At 38.5% G+C, this 19684-nt stretch carries 15 protein-coding genes; 5 read left to right on the top strand and 10 right to left on the bottom strand.

The window, feature by feature from the left end:
* Window positions 1-8: 8 nt before the first annotated feature.
* Window positions 9-2150, bottom strand: a complete 2142-nt coding sequence (locus tag BUA76_RS14070) for a S9 family peptidase (RefSeq protein ID WP_072885437.1) — start codon at window positions 2148-2150, stop codon at window positions 9-11.
* Window positions 2151-2403: 253 nt separating this feature from the next.
* Between BUA76_RS14070 and BUA76_RS14065 the strand changes: the two genes are divergently transcribed.
* Window positions 2404-2916 carry a YceI family protein gene (locus BUA76_RS14065; RefSeq protein ID WP_029298650.1) on the top strand — a complete coding sequence of 171 codons (513 nt, stop codon included), beginning with the start codon at window positions 2404-2406 and terminating at the stop codon, window positions 2914-2916.
* 218 nt (window positions 2917-3134) lie between these two features.
* Window positions 3135-3962 (top strand): 4,5-DOPA-extradiol-dioxygenase, encoded by an 828-nt coding sequence (gene ygiD / locus BUA76_RS14060; RefSeq protein ID WP_072885436.1) that lies wholly within the window; start codon window positions 3135-3137, stop codon window positions 3960-3962.
* Window positions 3963-4026: 64 nt separating this feature from the next.
* Here the strand turns inward: ygiD and BUA76_RS14055 are convergent, their stop codons facing one another.
* From BUA76_RS14055 to hutH, 4 genes are all read right to left on the bottom strand, one after another.
* Window positions 4027-4299, bottom strand: a complete 273-nt coding sequence (locus BUA76_RS14055) for a hypothetical protein (protein WP_072885435.1) — start codon at window positions 4297-4299, stop codon at window positions 4027-4029.
* A 304-nt stretch (window positions 4300-4603) separates the two neighbouring features.
* Window positions 4604-6100 (bottom strand): S8 family peptidase, encoded by a 1497-nt coding sequence (locus tag BUA76_RS14050; RefSeq protein WP_072885434.1) that lies wholly within the window; start codon window positions 6098-6100, stop codon window positions 4604-4606.
* Between the two features lie 112 nt (window positions 6101-6212).
* Window positions 6213-6659, bottom strand: coding sequence for a GNAT family N-acetyltransferase (locus BUA76_RS14045; protein WP_072885433.1), 447 nt, complete (start codon window positions 6657-6659; stop codon window positions 6213-6215).
* A gap of 87 nt (window positions 6660-6746) precedes the next feature.
* The gene (gene hutH, locus BUA76_RS14040; RefSeq protein WP_072885432.1) at window positions 6747-8234 is read right to left on the bottom strand and encodes a histidine ammonia-lyase; all 1488 of its coding nucleotides are present in this window, start codon (window positions 8232-8234) and stop codon (window positions 6747-6749) included.
* A 131-nt stretch (window positions 8235-8365) separates the two neighbouring features.
* Between hutH and BUA76_RS14035 the strand changes: the two genes are divergently transcribed.
* Together BUA76_RS14035 and uvrC are read left to right on the top strand one after the other, a co-directional pair.
* Window positions 8366-9127: a hypothetical protein gene (locus tag BUA76_RS14035; RefSeq protein WP_072885552.1), complete on the top strand. Its 762-nt coding sequence runs from the start codon at window positions 8366-8368 to the stop codon at window positions 9125-9127.
* 147 nt (window positions 9128-9274) lie between these two features.
* The gene (gene uvrC, locus BUA76_RS14030; RefSeq protein ID WP_072885431.1) at window positions 9275-11068 is read left to right on the top strand and encodes an excinuclease ABC subunit UvrC; all 1794 of its coding nucleotides are present in this window, start codon (window positions 9275-9277) and stop codon (window positions 11066-11068) included.
* Between the two features lie 35 nt (window positions 11069-11103).
* On the opposite strand, the gene BUA76_RS14025 is transcribed toward uvrC, so the two are convergent.
* Genes BUA76_RS14025 through BUA76_RS14015 form a run of 3 tightly spaced genes read right to left on the bottom strand, consistent with a single transcriptional unit; the run spans window position 11104 to window position 13845 of the window.
* The gene (locus BUA76_RS14025) at window positions 11104-11862 is read right to left on the bottom strand and encodes a hypothetical protein (protein WP_072885551.1); all 759 of its coding nucleotides are present in this window, start codon (window positions 11860-11862) and stop codon (window positions 11104-11106) included.
* Between the two features lie 10 nt (window positions 11863-11872).
* Complete coding sequence (locus BUA76_RS14020) at window positions 11873-12952, bottom strand: putative type IX sorting system protein PorV2 (RefSeq protein WP_178337347.1); 1080 nt, start codon at window positions 12950-12952, stop codon at window positions 11873-11875.
* A gap of 14 nt (window positions 12953-12966) precedes the next feature.
* Window positions 12967-13845 (bottom strand): DMT family transporter, encoded by an 879-nt coding sequence (locus tag BUA76_RS14015; protein WP_072885429.1) that lies wholly within the window; start codon window positions 13843-13845, stop codon window positions 12967-12969.
* Between the two features lie 461 nt (window positions 13846-14306).
* Here BUA76_RS14015 and BUA76_RS14010 point away from each other — a divergent pair, with 461 nt between their 5' ends.
* Window positions 14307-15935 (top strand): acyl-CoA carboxylase subunit beta, encoded by a 1629-nt coding sequence (locus BUA76_RS14010; protein ID WP_072885428.1) that lies wholly within the window; start codon window positions 14307-14309, stop codon window positions 15933-15935.
* A 367-nt stretch (window positions 15936-16302) separates the two neighbouring features.
* Here the strand turns inward: BUA76_RS14010 and BUA76_RS14005 are convergent, their stop codons facing one another.
* Window positions 16303-17742 carry an AAA family ATPase gene (locus tag BUA76_RS14005; RefSeq protein ID WP_072885427.1) on the bottom strand — a complete coding sequence of 480 codons (1440 nt, stop codon included), beginning with the start codon at window positions 17740-17742 and terminating at the stop codon, window positions 16303-16305.
* 49 nt (window positions 17743-17791) lie between these two features.
* The gene (locus BUA76_RS14000) at window positions 17792-18913 is read right to left on the bottom strand and encodes a vWA domain-containing protein (protein WP_072885426.1); all 1122 of its coding nucleotides are present in this window, start codon (window positions 18911-18913) and stop codon (window positions 17792-17794) included.
* Between the last annotated feature and the right edge of the window lie 771 nt (window positions 18914-19684).

Here is a 19684-nt window from a genome sequence, read left to right as displayed (position 1 = left end):
AAGGCAAATTATTTTTTCAGATATAAATCAAAATAATCTGTTACTTTCTGCATAAGGTGAACTCTGTCTTTTCCGATTACATTGTGCGGATGTCCCGGATATACAAAATAGTCTACCTGTACTCCATTATCAACAGCAGATTTGATAAATTTAACCGAATGCTGCCAAACCACTACATCGTCCTGCGCTCCGTGGATCATCAATAGTTTTCCTTTCAGGTTCTGTACTTTATCCAGAAGATTGGATTTTGCATAACCCTGCGGATTTTCCTGCGGCGTATCCATATATCGTTCTCCGTACATAATTTCGTACATGCTCCAGTCGATTACCGGTCCGCCTGCAACGCCTACTTTAAAGACTTCAGGATGACGAAGCATAAAACTGGTGGTCATAAATCCTCCGAAGCTCCATCCGTGGATTCCCATTCGCTCAGAATCAACATAAGGTAATGATTTCAGGTAATCTATCCCTCTCATCTGGTCATTCATCTCGGTAGTTCCCAGATTTCTGAAAACCGCCTGCTCAAATTTCAGTCCTCTGTTTGCAGAGCCTCTTCCGTCCATCGTAAAGATGATGTATCCGTTCTGCGCCATATATTCGTACCAAAGATTGCCGGATGCCGGGAAAGAATTGGTAATTAACTGCAAGTGCGGGCCATTGTATAAATAGACAATAACCGGGTATTTTTTAGAGGCATCAAAATTGGTCGGAAGGATGATCTTTCCGTATAAAGGCGTACCGTCGTCGGCTTTTAAAGTTACGTTCCTGATTTCCGGTCGCTGGTAATTCTTCAGCGGATTTTCGGCTGTTAAAATCGTATTTGATTTCAGGTTGTTGGTATTGATGATATTCGCTACCCTCGGCGTATTGGCATTGCTGTAGATATCATACAAATGGTTTCCGTCACTGCTTAAAATTCCTGTATGAATACCGTCTGCATTATCCAGTCGCTGCATTTTGAAATTGGTCCAGTTGATTCTGTACAAATGTTTCTCCAAAGGAGTTTCTTTGGTGGAAGCAAAATAAATTTCTTTTTTCTTTTCATTAAAACCTAAAATATCCGTAACCAGCCACTCTCCTTTGGTAATTTGTGCAATCAGTCCTTTTTCCAGGCTGTAATGAAACAAATGATTGTATCCTGTTCTCTGGCTCTGCCAGATAAAATCCGTGTTGGAATCTGGGAAGAAGATAAGCGGATGCTGAGGTTCTACGTATTTATCGCTGGTTTCCTCGAATAATGTTTTCACAAAATTTCCCGTTACCGCATCATATTGATTCATCTTAAGGTGATTCTGTCCTCTGTTCAGTACGCCTACAAAAATATATTTCGAATCCGGGCTCCAGGTAACCGCTGTTAAATACTGGTCTTTTTCGCCTTCAATTTTTAAAAAGGTGGTTGATTGATTTTTGATATTAAATACGCCCAACGTTACCTGATGAGAGGTCTGCCCTGCCATTGGGTATTTGATATTATGATTCACCGCCGGAGTTACGGACCAGTCGATGATCGGGTAATCTGCAACCATGGTCTGATCCATTCGGTAAAAAGCTAAGCTTTCAGAATTCGGTGCCGGAAAAATTCCGGTATCAATTCCGAATTCATTGCGGTGGACATTGGAGGCTCCGTTCAGTATATTTTCATTCGTATCATTTGTTACGGCAATTGTTTTACCATTTTTATTAACAAATAAATTATTCTTTACCGTAAAAGCAAAAGTCTGGTTGTCCCCGAAAAGTTTCAAATCTGAAGCATTTTCATCCATGGCAATCTGATTTTTTATTTTCCAGTCGCTTCCTGATTTTTCAATCCACGTCATCTTTCCGGCAGTATTGAAGTAACCTCTCGAATTGCTGACGAATTTAATTTGTGGAACTGCTTTTAATGTATTTTCGGTAAGATTTCTATTGATCTGTGTTAAAGAAACCAGCGTATCCTGCTTATTTGTTTTCATGTCGGTAATAAGGTAACCGCCTTTAACTGCCTGAATATAGGATTTCCCGTCGCCGGACCATGAAAATTGGGAAATATTTTTCACTGCAAGATTACTTCTCAACCCATTAACAGCCTCTGCCATCGTAAATTTCTGAGTCTGGGCAAATGCAGAATTCCCCAAAAACAGCATCAGTAAAGAAAATTTATATAATTTCATTTGGTAAAAATTGAATGCTCCAAAAATAAGAAATAAATACGAGCCGTTAAGAAAATGTTAAAATAAAACAATGCAATTGGAATGGTGTTATTTATGGCTAAATATTTCTTACCTTCTTGTTATTGAAATTGTAGAAATAAGTGAAATTTTTAATTAAAATCTAAATACAATCATTTCTTATCCTACGTCAATGAAACATACCTGTATTCTGATCTAAATTTGCATCATTAATAACAATCAAAATTACAAAACAATGGCAACAAAATGGACATTAGACCCGGCACATAGCGAACTTACTTTTAAAGTAAAACACATGATGATTTCCAATATCAAAGGAAATTTCACCGATTTTACCGCAGAAATTGATGCTGAAGACGACAGCTTCGCCAATGCTAAAACTACCGCAACCATTCAAACTGCTTCTATTTCTACCCATAACACGGACAGAGATAACCACCTGAGATCTGCAGAATTCTTTAACGCAGAAGCAAATCCTACGATTACTTTTGAATCTTCAGCCCTGAACAACGAAGTAACAGGAAATCTTACCATCAACGGAATTACAAAGCCTGTAACATTAGATGTAGATTTTAACGGAATCAATGTAGACCCGTGGGGAAATACAAAAGCAGGTTTTTCTTTTGAAGGGAAAATCAACAGAAAGGATTTCGGACTGAACTGGAATGCTGCTCTTGAAGCTGGGGGCGTAATGGTAAGTGAAGAAGTAAAGATCGCCGGTGAATTACAGTTTGTAAAACAAGCGTAATCATATAACAGCATTTTTGGGGAGTCCCGAAGGGACGACCTATAATAGAATCGGATGCTAATCCGATTTATTAAAAAGACAAAAATACATGAGTCCCGAAGGGACGAACTGTTCACAACAGGATGCCCATCCTGTTCAAAAACAAAATATATAATTAAACATAAAAGGTTCAGGGATTAAAAGCCTTGAACCTTTTTTAATGAATATGAGATAAAAAAATGAACCTCAACGATCTTCAAAACCTCAGTAACCTTTTCAGCAATACCGAAAAAATGCCTATTTTGTTTCTGGGACACGGGTCTCCGATGAATGCTGTCGAAGAAAACCAGTTTGTACAGGGATTCCGCAAGGCTGCTTTGGAAATTCCGAAACCGAATGCCATTCTTTGTATTTCAGCACATTGGCTCACGAACGGAACTAAAGTAACGGCCATGTCGATGCCGAGAACAATTCATGATTTCGGTGGTTTTCCGCAGGTTTTGTTTGATGTACAGTATCCTGCTCCGGGATCTCCTGAACTGGCCAGAGAGGCGGCTGAATTGTTAAAACCCATACTTGTAGAAGAAGACCACAGCTGGGGACTGGATCATGGTGCCTGGTCCGTTATTAAACATATGTATCCCGAAGCGGATATTCCGGTAATCCAGATGAGCATTGATTATTCAAAACCTCCGCAATATCATTTTGATTTAGCCCAAAAACTAAACAAACTTCGCGAAAAAGGAATTCTGATTATTGGCAGCGGAAATATCATTCACAATCTGAGACTGATCGACTGGAGAAATATCAATACCGTTGGAGCGGGATGGGACTGGGCCATTGAAGCACGCGAAAAAACCAACAACTGGCTTTTGGACGGCAATTTCAAGAATATTATCGACTATCAAAACCAGGGAATTTCATTACAATATTCTGTTCCGACTCCTGATCATTATCTTCCCTTAATTTATATATTGGGATTGAAAACCTCATCTGAAGAACTGTCTTTATTCAATGATGAATTAATCGGCGGTTCGCTCAGTATGACGAGTGTGAGAATCGGCTGATGGTTAAAACAATAAAAATCGGGAGATAAAAAAATCCCCCGATCTTAGAATATGCATAAAGCTTTTAAATTCTTGTGATACCAACAACGTGTGGCTGACCGTTAATCGGCTGATAGATTTCCACAATTGCCTGCCAAACAACATCTGCAGGGGGCATTGAAGCGTCGCACTTGAAACGGTAATTGGTGCCATTTACCACTTGTGTAGATACTTCGTACGGTGTATAGATTACCCCTACAAATCCTTTCATAGCTTCGTCAAATACTTTTTGATCTTCCGGAGTAAGAGGGTGAAATGCTGTCCAGCCTCCTACTAATGTTTCTTGTTGTTCTGTCATGATTAATATTTTTGTTTCCCTACTCTTATGGCCTTTCGGATACGCCCCGTTTGAATGGTTTCTGGCTCCATAGTTTTAGTTTTTAAAATTCTCCAGATACATCAATAATTATAAATCATCAATTGTAAAAGTCGAAATGTTTTGTTGTGATCACATGACAAAGCTACTTCAGAAAACAGATAAATAATAGAGTAGATATACTCAATTTTACATTACGTATAATTACTTAATAATCAATTGGAATTAAAAATAAAAAGACAGCAATAATCATCACTGTCTCTATGTTGATCTATAAATGATGAATTTACTGCACTGCCTGCAGAACATTGATATTACCATATCCGTAATCAGAATTCGGATTAGGATAATAAGTTGCGGACTGACGCATTTTGTTAAGCACCTGATCTCTTGTCCAGAAAGGATTTTTAGACCATACCAAAGCGGCAATTCCTGCAGTGGAAGCGGTTGCTACCGAAGATCCCCCCACATAATCGGTTTGTCCGTTATAATAGCTCAGCACCGGAATACTGTTTCCGGAAGCTCTTTCCATCTGATAAGTAAAATCGATCTCCGCACCGGAATGACACACATCACATTTCTGATTCGACGTATTTTCTTTTACCCCTGTCACCGCTTGTGTTTCAGACATCCACGCCGGAAAGATAACGCCTACGAAATTGGTAAAACTGGTAGAGGTTCCGCCTGCACAGAAGATTAATTTACCTTTTGAATAGGCATATTTCACCCCGTCTTCAATTTTTCCGACTGAGAAAATATGGCCCATCGACATAGATATAATTTTCACATTGTTATTGTTTCCTAATTCCGTGAAGGCGATTTTTACTCCGTTCTGTTCATGGTAACCATCCAGAACGACATTGGATGCCGCTCGGTAAGTAACGAGATTTGCGTTATAAGCAACTCCCACCGGCTGTCCCATATTATTTCGCGGGGCTGCCATTGCTGAAGCCATGCTGGTTCCGTGTCCGCATTGATCTGCCGAGCCGTCGTATCCTGTGCTCCACGGCCATATGGAATCTACATAGACTCCGTTTTTACTGATGCTTCTGCCGGAAGACAATCCGTTGTTGAAGCTTGATCCTAAAAGTGATTGCACAGAAGAAACACCGCTGTCAATGACGCCAATGGTAACTCCTGCTCCGGTACTGTAGCTCCAGGCATTGATAATATTATGTTTTGAAAAAGACCACGGAGCTTTTGCATTAGGCGTTACGGTTGTGTAATCTGATGTACTCAAGGCAGTCGATTCAAATCCGCATCCTGATGACGAGCTGCTGGATTTGGCAGTGCCGTTCAGTTTTCTTTCATTTTCAAAATAGCGGTAATCTGCGGGTTCCACATAGCGGATATTCTTCATTTTTCGCAGAGCGATTATCGTTTCCTGCTTTTCAATAGAAACATCCATCTGATTGAGGTACGGATCGGAGGACAATACAATTCTGTCGCTTTTTCCTTCATATTTTTCAATTACCTGTAAAATATCTTCTTCAATCGATTTGCTGTCGGGAGTCTGACTTCTGTCAAAGGAAGATCCAAAACCTATCGAAGCAATTTTATTTCCCTGAAAAATAGCACTCCACACAAAATGGTCGGAAGATTCTTTCCAGGAAAACCTTCCTTTAGTTCTGATGGTTTCATTAATCTGACCGTTGATCTGTTTTGCAGAAAGAGGATCTTTCTGAGTGATTTCCATATCTGCCGTTGCATTCTGCAGATCATCTCTGTTACATGCTGTAAAAACAAAAAACAGCATAAGTACTAAAAATACATTTTTCTTCATATAAAATAATATTTGATTGTAAACCAAGATATCACTTTACATTGAATTACAGAACCTTAAAGATCAAATTTTATCATGTTTTTATTATGCTAAAAATAATATTCATTAAAATTTACAGGGTTTTCTCGTAGCAGACACTCTTCTCAATACCAGTGTACTGACCATAATTGGGAATTCTTTGATAGCCGCTTTTTTCATAAACCGAGAGCGCCTCGTTCTGTTCCAGTGAGGTTTCCAGCACCGCTTTTTTATAGTTCAATTCTTTTGCCCATTCTTCAAGTTCTTTTACAATGGCAGTTGCCAAACCTCTTTTTCTAAAATCCGGATGGGTATACATTCTTTTAATTTCAACGGTATCATTTTCAAATTTTTTGAAAGAGCCGCAGGCAGCAGGAATTTCATCAATGTAAACTACAATACAGTTTTTAATCACATCGATATTATTAAACTGATTATAAAATGCCTGGTCTTCACCATTCCGAAGGGCCAGATCAGCGTCTAAAAGTTTCACCAAATCCCGAAAATCTTTGCCGGAAGAATCTGTTCTCTGAATTTTCATAACTAAATTTTTATTGGATTAAAAAACCAAAAGCTCCGGACGAAGGAGCTTTTGTATAAAATTATTATAAGAGTAATTTGATTACTATTAATTTACAACGAATTTCCTTTCATTAATCAATTCTGCGATAGCCAGCATATCTTCACCAATCAATCGGTCGTCTTCAAGTTTAGTAACTTTTGATCGCAAGATTGAGAAGTTTTCTTCAATGATTTTAGAGCATTTTGCCGGTCTCCTGAATTCTAATCCCTGTGCGGCAAACATCAATTCGACAGCTAAAATATTTACAAGATTTCCCAGAACCTGATTAAACTTCCTTCCTGAAATGCTTCCCATGGAAACATGGTCTTCCTGTCCGAGACTCGTAGGAATAGAATCGGCAGAAGCAGGAAAACACAATGTTTTATTCTCCGTAACCAAAGCTGCTGAGGTATATTGCGGGATCATGAATCCTGAATTTAGTCCTGAACTTTCCGTTAATAATCTTGGTAAACCGTATTTTCCTTCCAACAGTAAGTAGCTTCTTCTGTCGGAAATATTGCCCAGCTCAGCAGCCGCCAACGTTGCATAATCCAATGGCAACGCCATCAGCTGACCGTGGAAATTCCCTCCTGATATTGATTCTTCGGCGCTCAGAACAATCGGGTTATCCGTAACGGAATTCAGTTCCGTTTCCGCCATCATTTTTAGATGTTCAAATGCATTTCTGCTTGCTCCGTGAACCTGTGGAACACATCTCATAGAATATGGATCCTGAACACGCTCACAATCTTCGTGAGCCTGCAGGTTTTCCGAACCTTTCAGAAATTTCAGCATTCTTGCCGCAACTTTTTTACTGCCTTCAAAAGGTCTGATCTCATGAAGCTCTTTCTTAAAAGGGCTTGCAGAACCTCTGTACGCTTCAAGGCTCATTGCAGCCGTCATATCCGCAAGATCAAGTAAATATTCAAATTTTTCTAATCCTTTAATCGCATGTGCTAAGATAAACTGGGTTCCGTTAATCAGCCCCAATCCTTCTTTTGGTCCCAGTGCCAATGGAAGAAGATCATTTTTCTCTAAAATTTCTGCTGTAGGGAAAATTTCTTTTCCTACCCATACTTTTCCTAAGCCCAAAAGCGGCAATACCAAATGTGCAAGCGGGGCAAGGTCACCGGAGGCGCCAACAGAACCCTGTTCCGGAACAACAGGGATGATATCTTTTTCCAGCATGAGAATCATTCTTTCGATGACTTCCAGAGAAACTCCTGAAAATCCTTTAGACAAAGCATGAACTTTGGCAATCATCATGATTTTTGAAAGTTCTTTATCTATAGGCTTGCCCACACCTACTGCATGGGAAATGATCAGATTGTATTGTAAAAGTGCCGTTTCATCGGCTGAAATTTTCGTATCGCAAAGAGGGCCGAAACCCGTATTAATCCCGTAAACACAGCGGTCTGATTCTACAATTTTCTGAACATTCTTCTGCGATTTTAAAATTTGCTCTCTCGCTGTCTTATTAAGTTTAGCTTTATTGGGAGTTTTACAGATCTCCAGAACATCATGGAAACTTAAAACATCTACACCGTATATCATTCTCTAAATTTTGTCTTAAAATTACACATTTAGCCATAATTGGGAAAGCTTATTTTATGTGATGAAAATTTTCTGAGAATGAGCATATTAATTTCCTATTTTTGCTGCTGAATAAAAAAATTAATATCCTTATGAAACTTAAAACATTACTGTTTGCAATGGTTCTTACCAGTACTGCATCGTTTGCACAAAAAGTGAAATACTCCAAAGAAGAAATTAAAAAGATGGAACAGTATCTTTTCAATGAAGGATTCAACATGCCATCGCCAAAGAAAACCTCAACTGTTATTTTAAAAGACGGAAGTGTTCACAAAGGTTTTTGCAGTAAAACAGACTCCAAAAAAGGACAGATTTTTGAAGTATCTTTAAAAGACAGCATTACGAAAAAAAACGAAACTTTTGATGCTGATCATATCGCTGAAATGTACATCTACCCAAGCAATGCTGAGAAAATTGCAAAGGTGGCCAAATACATGGGGAATATCAGAAATTACAGTACCCGAAAACTTACCAAAACCACCAATAGCGACAGGATATATTTTGTAAACCAAACGGTTTCTTTAAAAAACAAAAAAGACGATAAAGAATTCCTGATGCAGGTGATCAATCCGGGATTTGATGATATCATTTCTGTTTATCATGATCCGAGAGCTAAGGAAACAGGAGGTGTTTCATTCGGGTACGGACCTCAGCTGGGCGGTGGTGTTATCAAATCTTATTATGTAAAAAAAGGAGATAAAGTGATGTGGCTTCATAAAGATGATTTTGAGGACAACTATGATTTTCTTTTTGGGGATAATGCAGAATTCATGAAAAGGTATCCTAAAAATTCTGTGGAATGGGATTATTTCAGTTTTTTGGTGAATGAATATACATCAATGAGCAACGGATAAAAACATATTAAATATTGCAAATGCTGCCTAATTAAGGGCAGCATTTTTTTTTGTCAAATATTGTAAACTTTAAAAATTAACATAAATTCTAAAGCCGTGATGATTCTACAGCTTTTTTTATGCCTTTAAATTCCCTAAATTTGTTATATGAATCCCTCTCTAGAATTACAGCTGAAAACTTTACCATCTGAACCCGGCGTTTATCGTTATTATGATAAAAACGATCAGCTGCTGTATGTGGGTAAGGCCAAAAATCTGAAGAAAAGAGTACTTTCTTATTTCAATAAAACCCTTTCCGGATACCGTACAAGAATAATGGTCGGAAAGATCAACCGGTTGGAAACTACAATTGTCAACAGTGAATATGATGCACTTTTATTAGAAAATAATCTTATTAAAGAACATCAGCCGTTTTATAACGTCATGCTGAAAGATGATAAGACCTATCCGTGGATTTGCATTAAAAATGAAGATTTTCCGAGAATATTTTTAACGAGAACTAAAATCAAAGACGGTTCCGAATATTACGGACCTTACGCGAAAGTACGTCCGGCAAAAATTTTACTGGATACCATCAAACATATTTACAAGCTGAGAACCTGCAATCTTAATCTGGCTCCTGCGAAGATTGAAGAAGGTAAATATAAAGTCTGTCTGGAATATCATATTAAAAACTGCGAAGGCCCCTGTGAAGGACTGGAAAGCAAACAAGATTATGACGAAAAGATCGACGCCATCCGGGGCATCATCAAAGGAGATTTCCGCAAGGCAAAAGAATATCTGATGAACCAGATGATGAAATATGCTACCAACCTGCAGTTTGAAAGTGCACAGATCGTTAAGGAGAGACTGGACGCTCTAGAAGATTACCAGGCTAAAAATACGGTAGTAAATCCAAGCATCGATGATGTGGATGTTTTTGGAATGACCAGCGATGAGACTGCTGCTTATGTAAACTTTTTTAAGATCAGAAACGGAAATATCATTCAGAGTTTTACAACTGAAATCAAAAAAATCCTTGAGGAAACCGATGAAGAAATCATGGAGCAGGCTTTAGTTGAAATCCGTCAGAAATTTGATTCGGATTCTAAGGAAGTGTTGCTGCCTTTTCACCTGGCTATTGAAATCCCAAATGTAAAGCTGATTGTTCCTAAGGTGGGAGATAAAAAACGTATCGTAGAACTTTCAGAAAAAAATGCGAAAGAATATCGTCTTGAAAAGCTGAAACAGGTACAGATTGTAGATCCGGAAAGACATACCAACCGCATCATGGCAGAGATGCAGAAACTCTTAAGGATGCCGGTAGAGCCCCGCCACATTGAAGGTTTCGATAATTCTAATATTCAGGGGACCAATCCTGTTTCTGCATGTGTTGTTTTTAAAGACGGAAAACCCAGCAAAGCCGACTACAGAATTTTCCACCCAAAAACCGTGGAGGGACCGAATGATTTTGCTACGATGGAAGAAGTGATTTACCGTCGTTATAAAAGAATGCTGGATGAAGGCGAAGAATTACCACAGCTGATCCTGATCGACGGCGGTAAAGGCCAGCTTTCTTCAGCGGTGAAAAGCCTGCGTTTATTGGGATTATATGGTAAAATTACCATCATCGGCATTGCAAAAAGACTGGAAGAGCTTTTTTTTCCGGAAGATTCTATCCCGTTGTACCTTGATAAAAAATCGGAAACACTGAAAATCCTGCAGAGAGTACGGGATGAAGCGCACCGGTTTGGGGTAAAGCATCATAGAACCAGAAGAAAAAATTCAACGATAAAATCTGAACTGGAAGAAATTCCCGGAGTAGGTGAGAAAACAATTGAGATGCTTTTATCCAGATTAAAATCCGTAAAAAGGATTAAAGAATCAAGCCTGGAAACGCTTGAAGAAATTCTTGGTAAAAGTAAAGCGAAAGTTATTTATGACTTTTTTAATAATGAATAAAAGGTTGGAAATTTCCAACCTTTGTTTATCTGAAGCTATTTCTTGACAAATATCTCTTTGCCATATTCACCGTTGGCTTTAGGCATTTCTATGACAATATTTCCGTTTTCATAATATCCTAATGTGCTATCTCCGTTCTGCAGTTTCACTCTGAAAACATCTGCTTTTGTAGTTGTTTTGAAAGTAGCATACGGCGAAGAGCTGTTAGAATTAACCAGAATAAACTGATTGTTATCAAGCTGCACCTTCATGACATCAACTTTACCATTACTGAATTTTACGGCATTATTATCAGATGAAGCCGAGCTTGAAGTCTCTGTTTCTTTTGTCTCTGTAACGGAAGCTGTTGTGCTAATAGTGGAAGCAGCAGCAGTAGACTGAGCGACAGGACTGGAAGGAGAAACCGACACAAAAGTCTGCTTAAGTGCATCCTGAAAACCTTCTTTAAATTCTTTAATATTTGAGCTGCCTTTGGTTGAGGATATTATTTTATTATTACAGTCGCGGAACTGGAGCAATACCTTATTTCGAAGGAGACCGCTGTCATTTACCACATCTGCCATCAATACACTGCATGGATTAGCCTGTGCTTCCGCCGGCCACTGCAATTTGTCGTACGGCACTATAGTGTAATTTTTACTTTTAAGTGTTTTCCTCAGCATATCTGCCAAGCCAAAATCTTCCTTAAAGGTTTCGAAATGTAGCGGAAGTGAGATGTATTTATAATCGGAAACCTTCTGTCCGAAAGCAAACATCGAATATGCTGTAAATATAACCAGTGAAATTTTTTTCATTTTAAATAAATTAATCATTTCTGAATTGTCCCATATCCAGTTTCAGGGAAAAGAAGTTGGAATAAAAATTGGATCCTCCGATTCCGGAATTGGTAATGGCATAATCCAACGTAAGACCTCTGTATCTGATCCCGATTCCCGCACTCGGCTGGAAGGAAACTTTTCTTCTGAGATCTTCAATATCTGTAATCGACTGAAATCTGTTCACCCCAAGTCTCACAAAAATCATTTTCTGATACCCAAGTTCTGCTCCTGCATAAGGAGTAATACTTGCGATGTCTGACGAAATAAGAGCGGCTGTTTTAGCAAAATCGATATTTAAACCGGCTTCCGGCAGAACATATACACTGCTGTTAATCTCGAAGATTTTACTTGCCCCAACATTGAGCTTTGGCATGGTAAGCTCCATTTTATCTTTCGGTGCCGGGTTGAATTCTTCTCCGTTTACTACCGTGGAAAGCTCTTTCTGATTCACGCTCCAGAAGTTTACCGTTGTGGTGGCATCTCTCAGCATCCCTCCCAGTTTCCATCCGTTGTCCATTTTATAGATGGCACCGACATCAAATCCGAATCCGTATCCGTTGGCAAATTTACCCACATTCCGATATACAATTTTGGCATTAATCCCTACATCCAGTTTAGTATTCCCCCCGGGATTAAATGCATAGGAAAGTATGGCTGCGTAATCTGACTGTGAAAACTTTGTAATTTTATCGTAATCAATATTTCCTTCAGTATCAATAAGCTGTGTAGTATTGAGGATGTTATCGACTCCCAGTCTCACAACAGAAACCCCGAAAACCCCTGTTTCCAAAACTTTGGCATACGCAAGATAATCGTATTTGGCAATAGACTCAAAATATTCGGCGTGCATGGCTGCGCCCTGCCAGTCTCTTTCTATACCCATAAGTCCTGCAGGATTCCACATCGGAGAATATACATCATCCTGATTGGAAACTACGGCTCCACCCATTGCCAAACCTCTGGCTCCGGCTCCGATGTTCAGGAACTCGTTGGAATACTTTCTGATGATCTGCGATTGTGAGATGCCGTACATCAGTAATAATACAAGTAAAAGATATTTTTTCATCATACAGTTGATGCTTAATTTAAAGTTTTTTGTTTCTTAGCTTTTATTAATCCGTTGGTAATGATTGCCAGTATCATAACTCCTGAAGCCACATAAAAAACAGGACTCATATGTTCTGATTCTCCAAAGATAAAAAAAGCTAGTATAATTCCGTAAACCGGTTCTAAATTAACTGTTAAAATTAGTGTAAAAGGCGAAATATATTTCATCAGATTCACCGATTCCAGCATCGGAAAGGCGGTGAAAACACTTGCTAACAAGCATATTAACGCAATATCACGGTAACTTATTTCATTCATGTGAAAAATTTGTCCGGTAAACAGATAAATTATCATTAAAATAGACCATCCGGAGAATATTTCGTAAAAAATAATATTTCCTGAGCTTGTTTTCCCAAACATTTTACCATTGAATACTGAAAAAACAGTTCCGAAAATGGCACAAAATACTCCGTAAAAGATTCCTTCCTTGAATCTGAATTCCGTTTTGAATATCAAAAGAATACATGCCACAATCACAACACCCATGATAACTTCCGAGATATCAATCTTCCGTTTAAAAATAATAGGTTCCATAATGGAAGCAAATAAGGTTGATAATGAGAGGCAGCTTAAAGCAATGGAAACATTGGAAATCTTAATGGAATAAAAAAAACAGTACCAATGCAAAGCCATGGAAAAACCTATTGCCGCAAGCTGGAAAAAGATCTTTTTTGAAACTTTAATGCTTTCTTTTTTAAAAATTCTGATATAAATATATAAGAAGACAGCAGCAAATAACATTCTGTAGAATACAAGAATCTCCGCATTGGCATGAATCAATTTTCCCAGAATTGCTGTAAATCCCCATAAAAACACAATCAAATGCAATCTGAAAAGAGCCAGTTTATGCATATCCTACTTCTTTTTTTATTTTTTGCAAATTTACAAATCGGATTTAGATTGCTGTATACTATTTATAACTAAATCGGCATATTTATAATTTTTTTATTTCTATTGAATGTATTCAATTTTATACTTAACTGCGGAAAATCAAAGTTTAATGGAGTCTGTTGTATTAGAGAAAAGGCTTGTGACTCGTGTTGCACAGGCAAACAAAAACCCTGAAAATTTATTCAACTTTCAGGGCCTTCAAATAATAAACTATTAAAAAAATAAACTAGGAACTAGAGAAAAGTGTAAGATTTCACTCTCACTTTCTCTAGTGTAAAGTTAGCAAATTACGCACCAGAAAAAATATATTTTTTGTTAAAAATTTCATAAATTTCTGAAAACCAATTTATTAAACAAATGTTTACATCAATTTTTATTCCATTCAAAAAATAGTATCTTTAAAACGAAAAAATTGTGATTATATGGACATTGAATTCAATAAAAGAGAAGATCAAAACAGATTAAAGTTATCAGAAATAAATCGTCTGCTTTCTGAAATCAAAAAGGGAGGCGGAGAAAAAAGGCTGCAAAAACTTCGTGATGAAGGGAAAATGACGGCAAGAGAACGGATTGAATATCTTCTTGATAAAGATTCAGATTCCATAGAAATCGGCGCTTTTGCAGGGTACGAAATGTACGAAGAGCACGGCGGCTGCCCTAGCGGCGGTGTTGTAGTGGTTATGGGGTATGTATCCGGAAGACAATGTATCATTGTTGCCAATGACGCTTCTGTGAAAGCGGGTGCCTGGTTCCCGATTACGGGAAAAAAAAATCTGAGAGCCCAGGAAATTGCCATGGAAAACAGACTGCCAATTATTTACTTAGTTGATTCAGCTGGCGTGTATCTTCCTATGCAGGACGAAATTTTTCCTGATAAGGAAATGTTCGGAAGAATTTTCAGAAATAATGCGAAAATGAGTGCTGCAGGGATTATCCAGATTTCTGCAGTAATGGGAAGCTGTGTAGCTGGTGGAGCTTATCTTCCGATCATGAGTGATGAGGCAATGATTGTTGATGGGACGGGGTCCATTTTCCTTGCCGGAAGCTACCTGGTAAAGGCAGCCATTGGTGAAAGTATTGACAATGAAACCTTAGGCGGAGCAACAACACACTGCTCGATTTCCGGGGTTACTGATTATAAAGCAAAAGATGATAAAGATGCCCTGAACAGGATCAAAAATATCATGAAGTCTCTGGGAAGTACAGAAAAAGCAGGTTTTGACAGAATTGAAAGTGCCCAGCCGAAAGAAAAGCCGGAAAATATTTTCGGAATCATGCCGGTTTCAAGGGCAGAGCAATATGATACTTATGAGATTATTAAATGTTTAGTCGATCATTCTGAATATGAAGAGTATAAACCTGATTACGGTAAAAGTATCATTTGTGCCACAGCAAGAATCGACGGATGGTCTGTAGGAATTGTTGCCAACCAAAGAAAGCTTGTGAAAAGCGGAAAGGGTGAAATGCAGTTTGGAGGAGTAATTTATTCTGACTCTGCTGACAAAGCCACAAGATTTATTGCCAACTGTAATCAGAGAAAGATTCCGTTGGTATTTTTACAGGATGTGACCGGTTTTATGGTTGGTTCTAAATCTGAACACGGAGGAATTATTAAGGACGGGGCGAAAATGGTGAATGCTGTTTCCAATTCTGTAGTGCCTAAGTTTACCATTATTACAGGAAATTCTTATGGTGCCGGAAATTACGCCATGTGCGGAAAAGCGTATGATCCGAGGCTTATCGTTGCGTGGCCATGGGCAGATCTTGCGGTTATGGGCGGAGCTCAGGCGGCAAAAGTGCTGGCCCAGATCCAGGAATCTACACTGAAAAAACAAGGGAAAGAAATTACGGAGGAAGAACACAATGAAATTTTAGATACCATTTCAAAAAAATACCAAAGACAAACGGAAGCGACTTATGCAGCAGCCAGACTCTGGACAGATGCCATCATCAATCCGGCAGATACACGAAAGTGGATTTCTATGGGAATTGAAGCTGCCAATCATTCGCCAATTACGGAGAAATTTAATCTGGGAGTGATACAGGTGTGAAATTGATAATGGTTACTGTTAAGGGTTAATTGATTATAAAAGTTAATTGATTATAAAAAAAGATGCGGAAAAATTCCGCATCTTTTTTACAGATGTCTGAATTACTATCTGTGTCTTCAGCCTAGCCCCGATTGAAGCTATTGTTTGAGCTCATTTCTGTTTTCGGGTTGCGGCGGCTTCGCCGCCGCAACCCGAAAACAGAAATGAGCGAGTGCGGAAAGCGGGAAAAGCTCCAAATAAAAATTATCCATTGCTTTTTCGATGCGATACAATTGCTCCAAAAAGATGATATACTATAATTCGACGGAGTTAAAAAAATTCTAAACGATAAACCTACAAAGTCGACATCATTGGATGAATTCTTTTATCAGGAAAAGAACACTCCGCTGCGGAATCTTTCTTTGTTCAGTTTTTTGTTCGCCGACAATCCCCAAAGAATAAACTCTTTCATGAACAAAAGATCTTCCTTCTTGGTATCCGGCTGGTATTTTTCAATAATCTTGTCGAGTGCGGTGATGCGGTTAAGCGCTTTAGCGTAGGATTCATCCGAAGATTCGTCGGTAATTTCTATAAAGCCGTCATCTTCAAGAAACCAATCTGTAATCTGTTGAAAAGGTCCCGCTACATCTTTCTTTTCCAGCTTTTCAACTTTCGGGAAGTAAGAGGTGAACAACGTTTTAATAGCATTGTCGATAAGGATCTGTGCTACTGCTTCCGCGCCTTCCTGTTCGCCTTCATAAACAAGTTCTACCTTTCCGGTAATGGCCGGAATGACGCCCATGAAATCACTTAACCGGACAGAAGTATTCTGATCTCCCGTTAAAAGAGATCTTCTCTCTGCCGTACTTAAAAGATTTTCGAACGCCGTGATGCTCATACGTGCACTCACGCCGCTTTTATAATCAACAAATTCACTGTCACGGGCTTCAAAACCGATCTGCTCCAAAAGATCTTTTGCCAGTTCCGGAACATATATTCCGTTATTCTGTCGACTGTCTAAGCTGGATTCATATTTTGTAATTTCCTTCGCGACATGTATATTTTCCGGATAATGGGTAAGGATTTGTGACCCTATTCTGTCTTTTAGAGGTGTAACAATGCTTCCTCTATTGGTATAATCTTCCGGATTAGCCGTGAATACAAATTGGATATCCAATGGCATTCTGACTTTAAATCCGCGGATCTGAACATCGCCTTCCTGCAAAATATTAAATAAGGAAACCTGAATTCTGGCCTGAAGATCTGGTAATTCATTAATTACAAAAATACTCCTATTGGCACGAGGGATCATTCCAAAGTGTATAACCCTATCATCCGCATAAGAGAGTTTAAGGTTGGCAGCCTTGATGGGATCTATGTCACCAATGAGATCGGCAACCGTTACATCCGGTGTGGCCAGTTTTTCAAAAAATCTATCGTCCCGGTGAAGCCATTCGATAGGCGTATTATCACCTTCTTTTTCAATAAGTTCCTTAGCATATCGTGAAATTGGATTGAAAGGATCATCATTAATTTCACTTCCGCTCACATATGGGATCCATTCATCAAGCAACGTTGTCATCATTCTGGCCAGCCGTGTTTTTGCCTGGCCGCGTAAGCCTAATAAATTGATATTGTGGCGGCTGAGAATAGCGTGCTCCAGTTGTGGGATGACCGTGGTTTCGTAACCAAAAATTCCTTCAAATACATTCTCTTTATTTCGAATCTTATTAATCAGATTGTCTCTTAATTCGTCTTTTATGTTTTTAATTGTATATCCTGATTCTTTTAATGAACCTAATGTTTTTATATCTGGCTTTGCAGTCATTGTATTCTATTGATTTGGATTATAATTAATGTTGATAAACACTTTAAATTTAACGTATTCTTTTTTTGCGGTTTGCTTCATAATCTTCAAAGATCATCTGTCCGAGACCGTTAAGTCCGGTATAAAAGGCTTTGCCCTGGTTTGCTTCTGTAAATTCCTGAACAAATCGTTGAAGATAAGAATCCTGGGCGATCATAAAGGTAGTGATCGGAATATGTAGCCGGCGTGCCTGAGCAGCCATATTATAGCATTTTTGTACAACATATTCATCCAGCCCGTAAGAATTCATATAATAGGTACCGTCCGGTTCCCGTACACAGCTGGGCTTACCATCGGTGATCATAAAAATTTGTTTGTTGGTATTTCGTTTACGCCGTAAAATATCCATAGCAAGTTGCAGTCCTGCAACCGTATTGGTATGATAAGGACCTACCTGCAGATAAGGCAATTCCTGAATTTTAACCGGCCAGGCATCATCTCCGAAAACAATAATATCCAACGTATCTTTCGGATATCTTGTTGTGATCAGCTCAGCAAGTGCCATCGCAACTTTCTTTGCAGGCGTAATGCGGTCTTCACCATATAAAATCATACTGTGACTGATATCAATCATCAACACGGTACTCATCTGGGATTGATGAACACTATCTTCAACCATCAGATCATTTTCTGTAAGGTGAAACTCATCAACTCCATTATTGATCTGGGCATTCTTGATACTTTCAGTAATAGAAATTTTCTCTACCAGATCGCCAAAATTATAGTTTCGGAATTCGCCCGTAGTATCTTCTCCTGTTCCGCTTTTGTTTGTCTTATGGTTACCGGAACCACTTTTTTCGAGATTACCGAATATCTGGTTAAGCGCCTGCTTCCTGATATTTTGTTCCATTTTGGCACTTAGGCGTATGCCGTTTCCGCTTCCATTGGGATTCACTTCCTCACGAATGTATCCTTTTTTCTTCAAATCTTCTATAAAATCATCAATGGTATAATCCGGTGTTGTTAGTTCATATTCTTCGTCCAGCATACGCAGCCAGTCGATCGCTTCATCAAAGTCCCCTGAAGTATGGGTTAGCAGATCCGTAAAAATTTCCAGCAGCCTGTCAAATACAGACATTTCGGGCGGCTGGTAATTACCGAATCTGAAACCTCTCACAATATGCTCTTTCATATCATAAAGTTACAATATATATCAGCGAACCGTAAAAGATTTCATCTATTTTAATTTTTACAATTAGAAATAACATAATTTATTAATTTTCCAAGGAGCTATATCTCGCTATCCACTCATACTCCTCGCGCCGGGGTTTTTCCGGGCATAATCCCCTTCTTTCATCTTCTGCTGCGGGGTAACCGTTTCTATCGAGGCTAGGTGGAAGTGAAAAAGTGAGAAGTAAGAAGTAAGAAGTAAGAAGTGAGAGGTAAAAAGTGAGAAGTGAGAGGTGAGAGGTGAGGTGAGAGGTAAAGTTTTAGGTCGTGAAGAAGAGGTATGAGTGATAGAGGAAAGATATTGACCAGGGTGTTCCTGTATGCCGCCTGAATTTAAATAATAAAATGAACATTTGGTGTACTAACTGCTTATTGCTTCTTTACCAAAAACCCGTCATTTAACTTGAAAACAGTAAAAGACGGTCAATTATTTTTAAATTTTGCTACCGAACTCAGGTTAAATAATAAAATGAACATTTGGTGTACTAACTGCTTATTGCTTCTTTACCAAAAAACCGTCACTTAACCTGAAAACAGTAAAAGACGGCCAATTATTTTTAAATTTTGCTACCGAACTCAGGTTAATAATAAAATCCGGGACTTCCAATCTGATCGTAAATATTTTAAATATTAAAACGTCAAACGCTGAATATTCAATCTTAATTTAAACCCTAACGTTAAGTCTTAAACTCTAAACCCTGAACTTAAACCCTGAAACTTTAAACCCTGAACG

The organism is Chryseobacterium takakiae (genome assembly GCF_900129385.1).
Taxonomy (GTDB): Bacteria; Bacteroidota; Bacteroidia; order Flavobacteriales; family Weeksellaceae; genus Chryseobacterium; species Chryseobacterium takakiae.
Note: the sequence above shows the minus strand (reverse complement) of the source record. Positions and strands in the feature narration are given on the sequence as shown.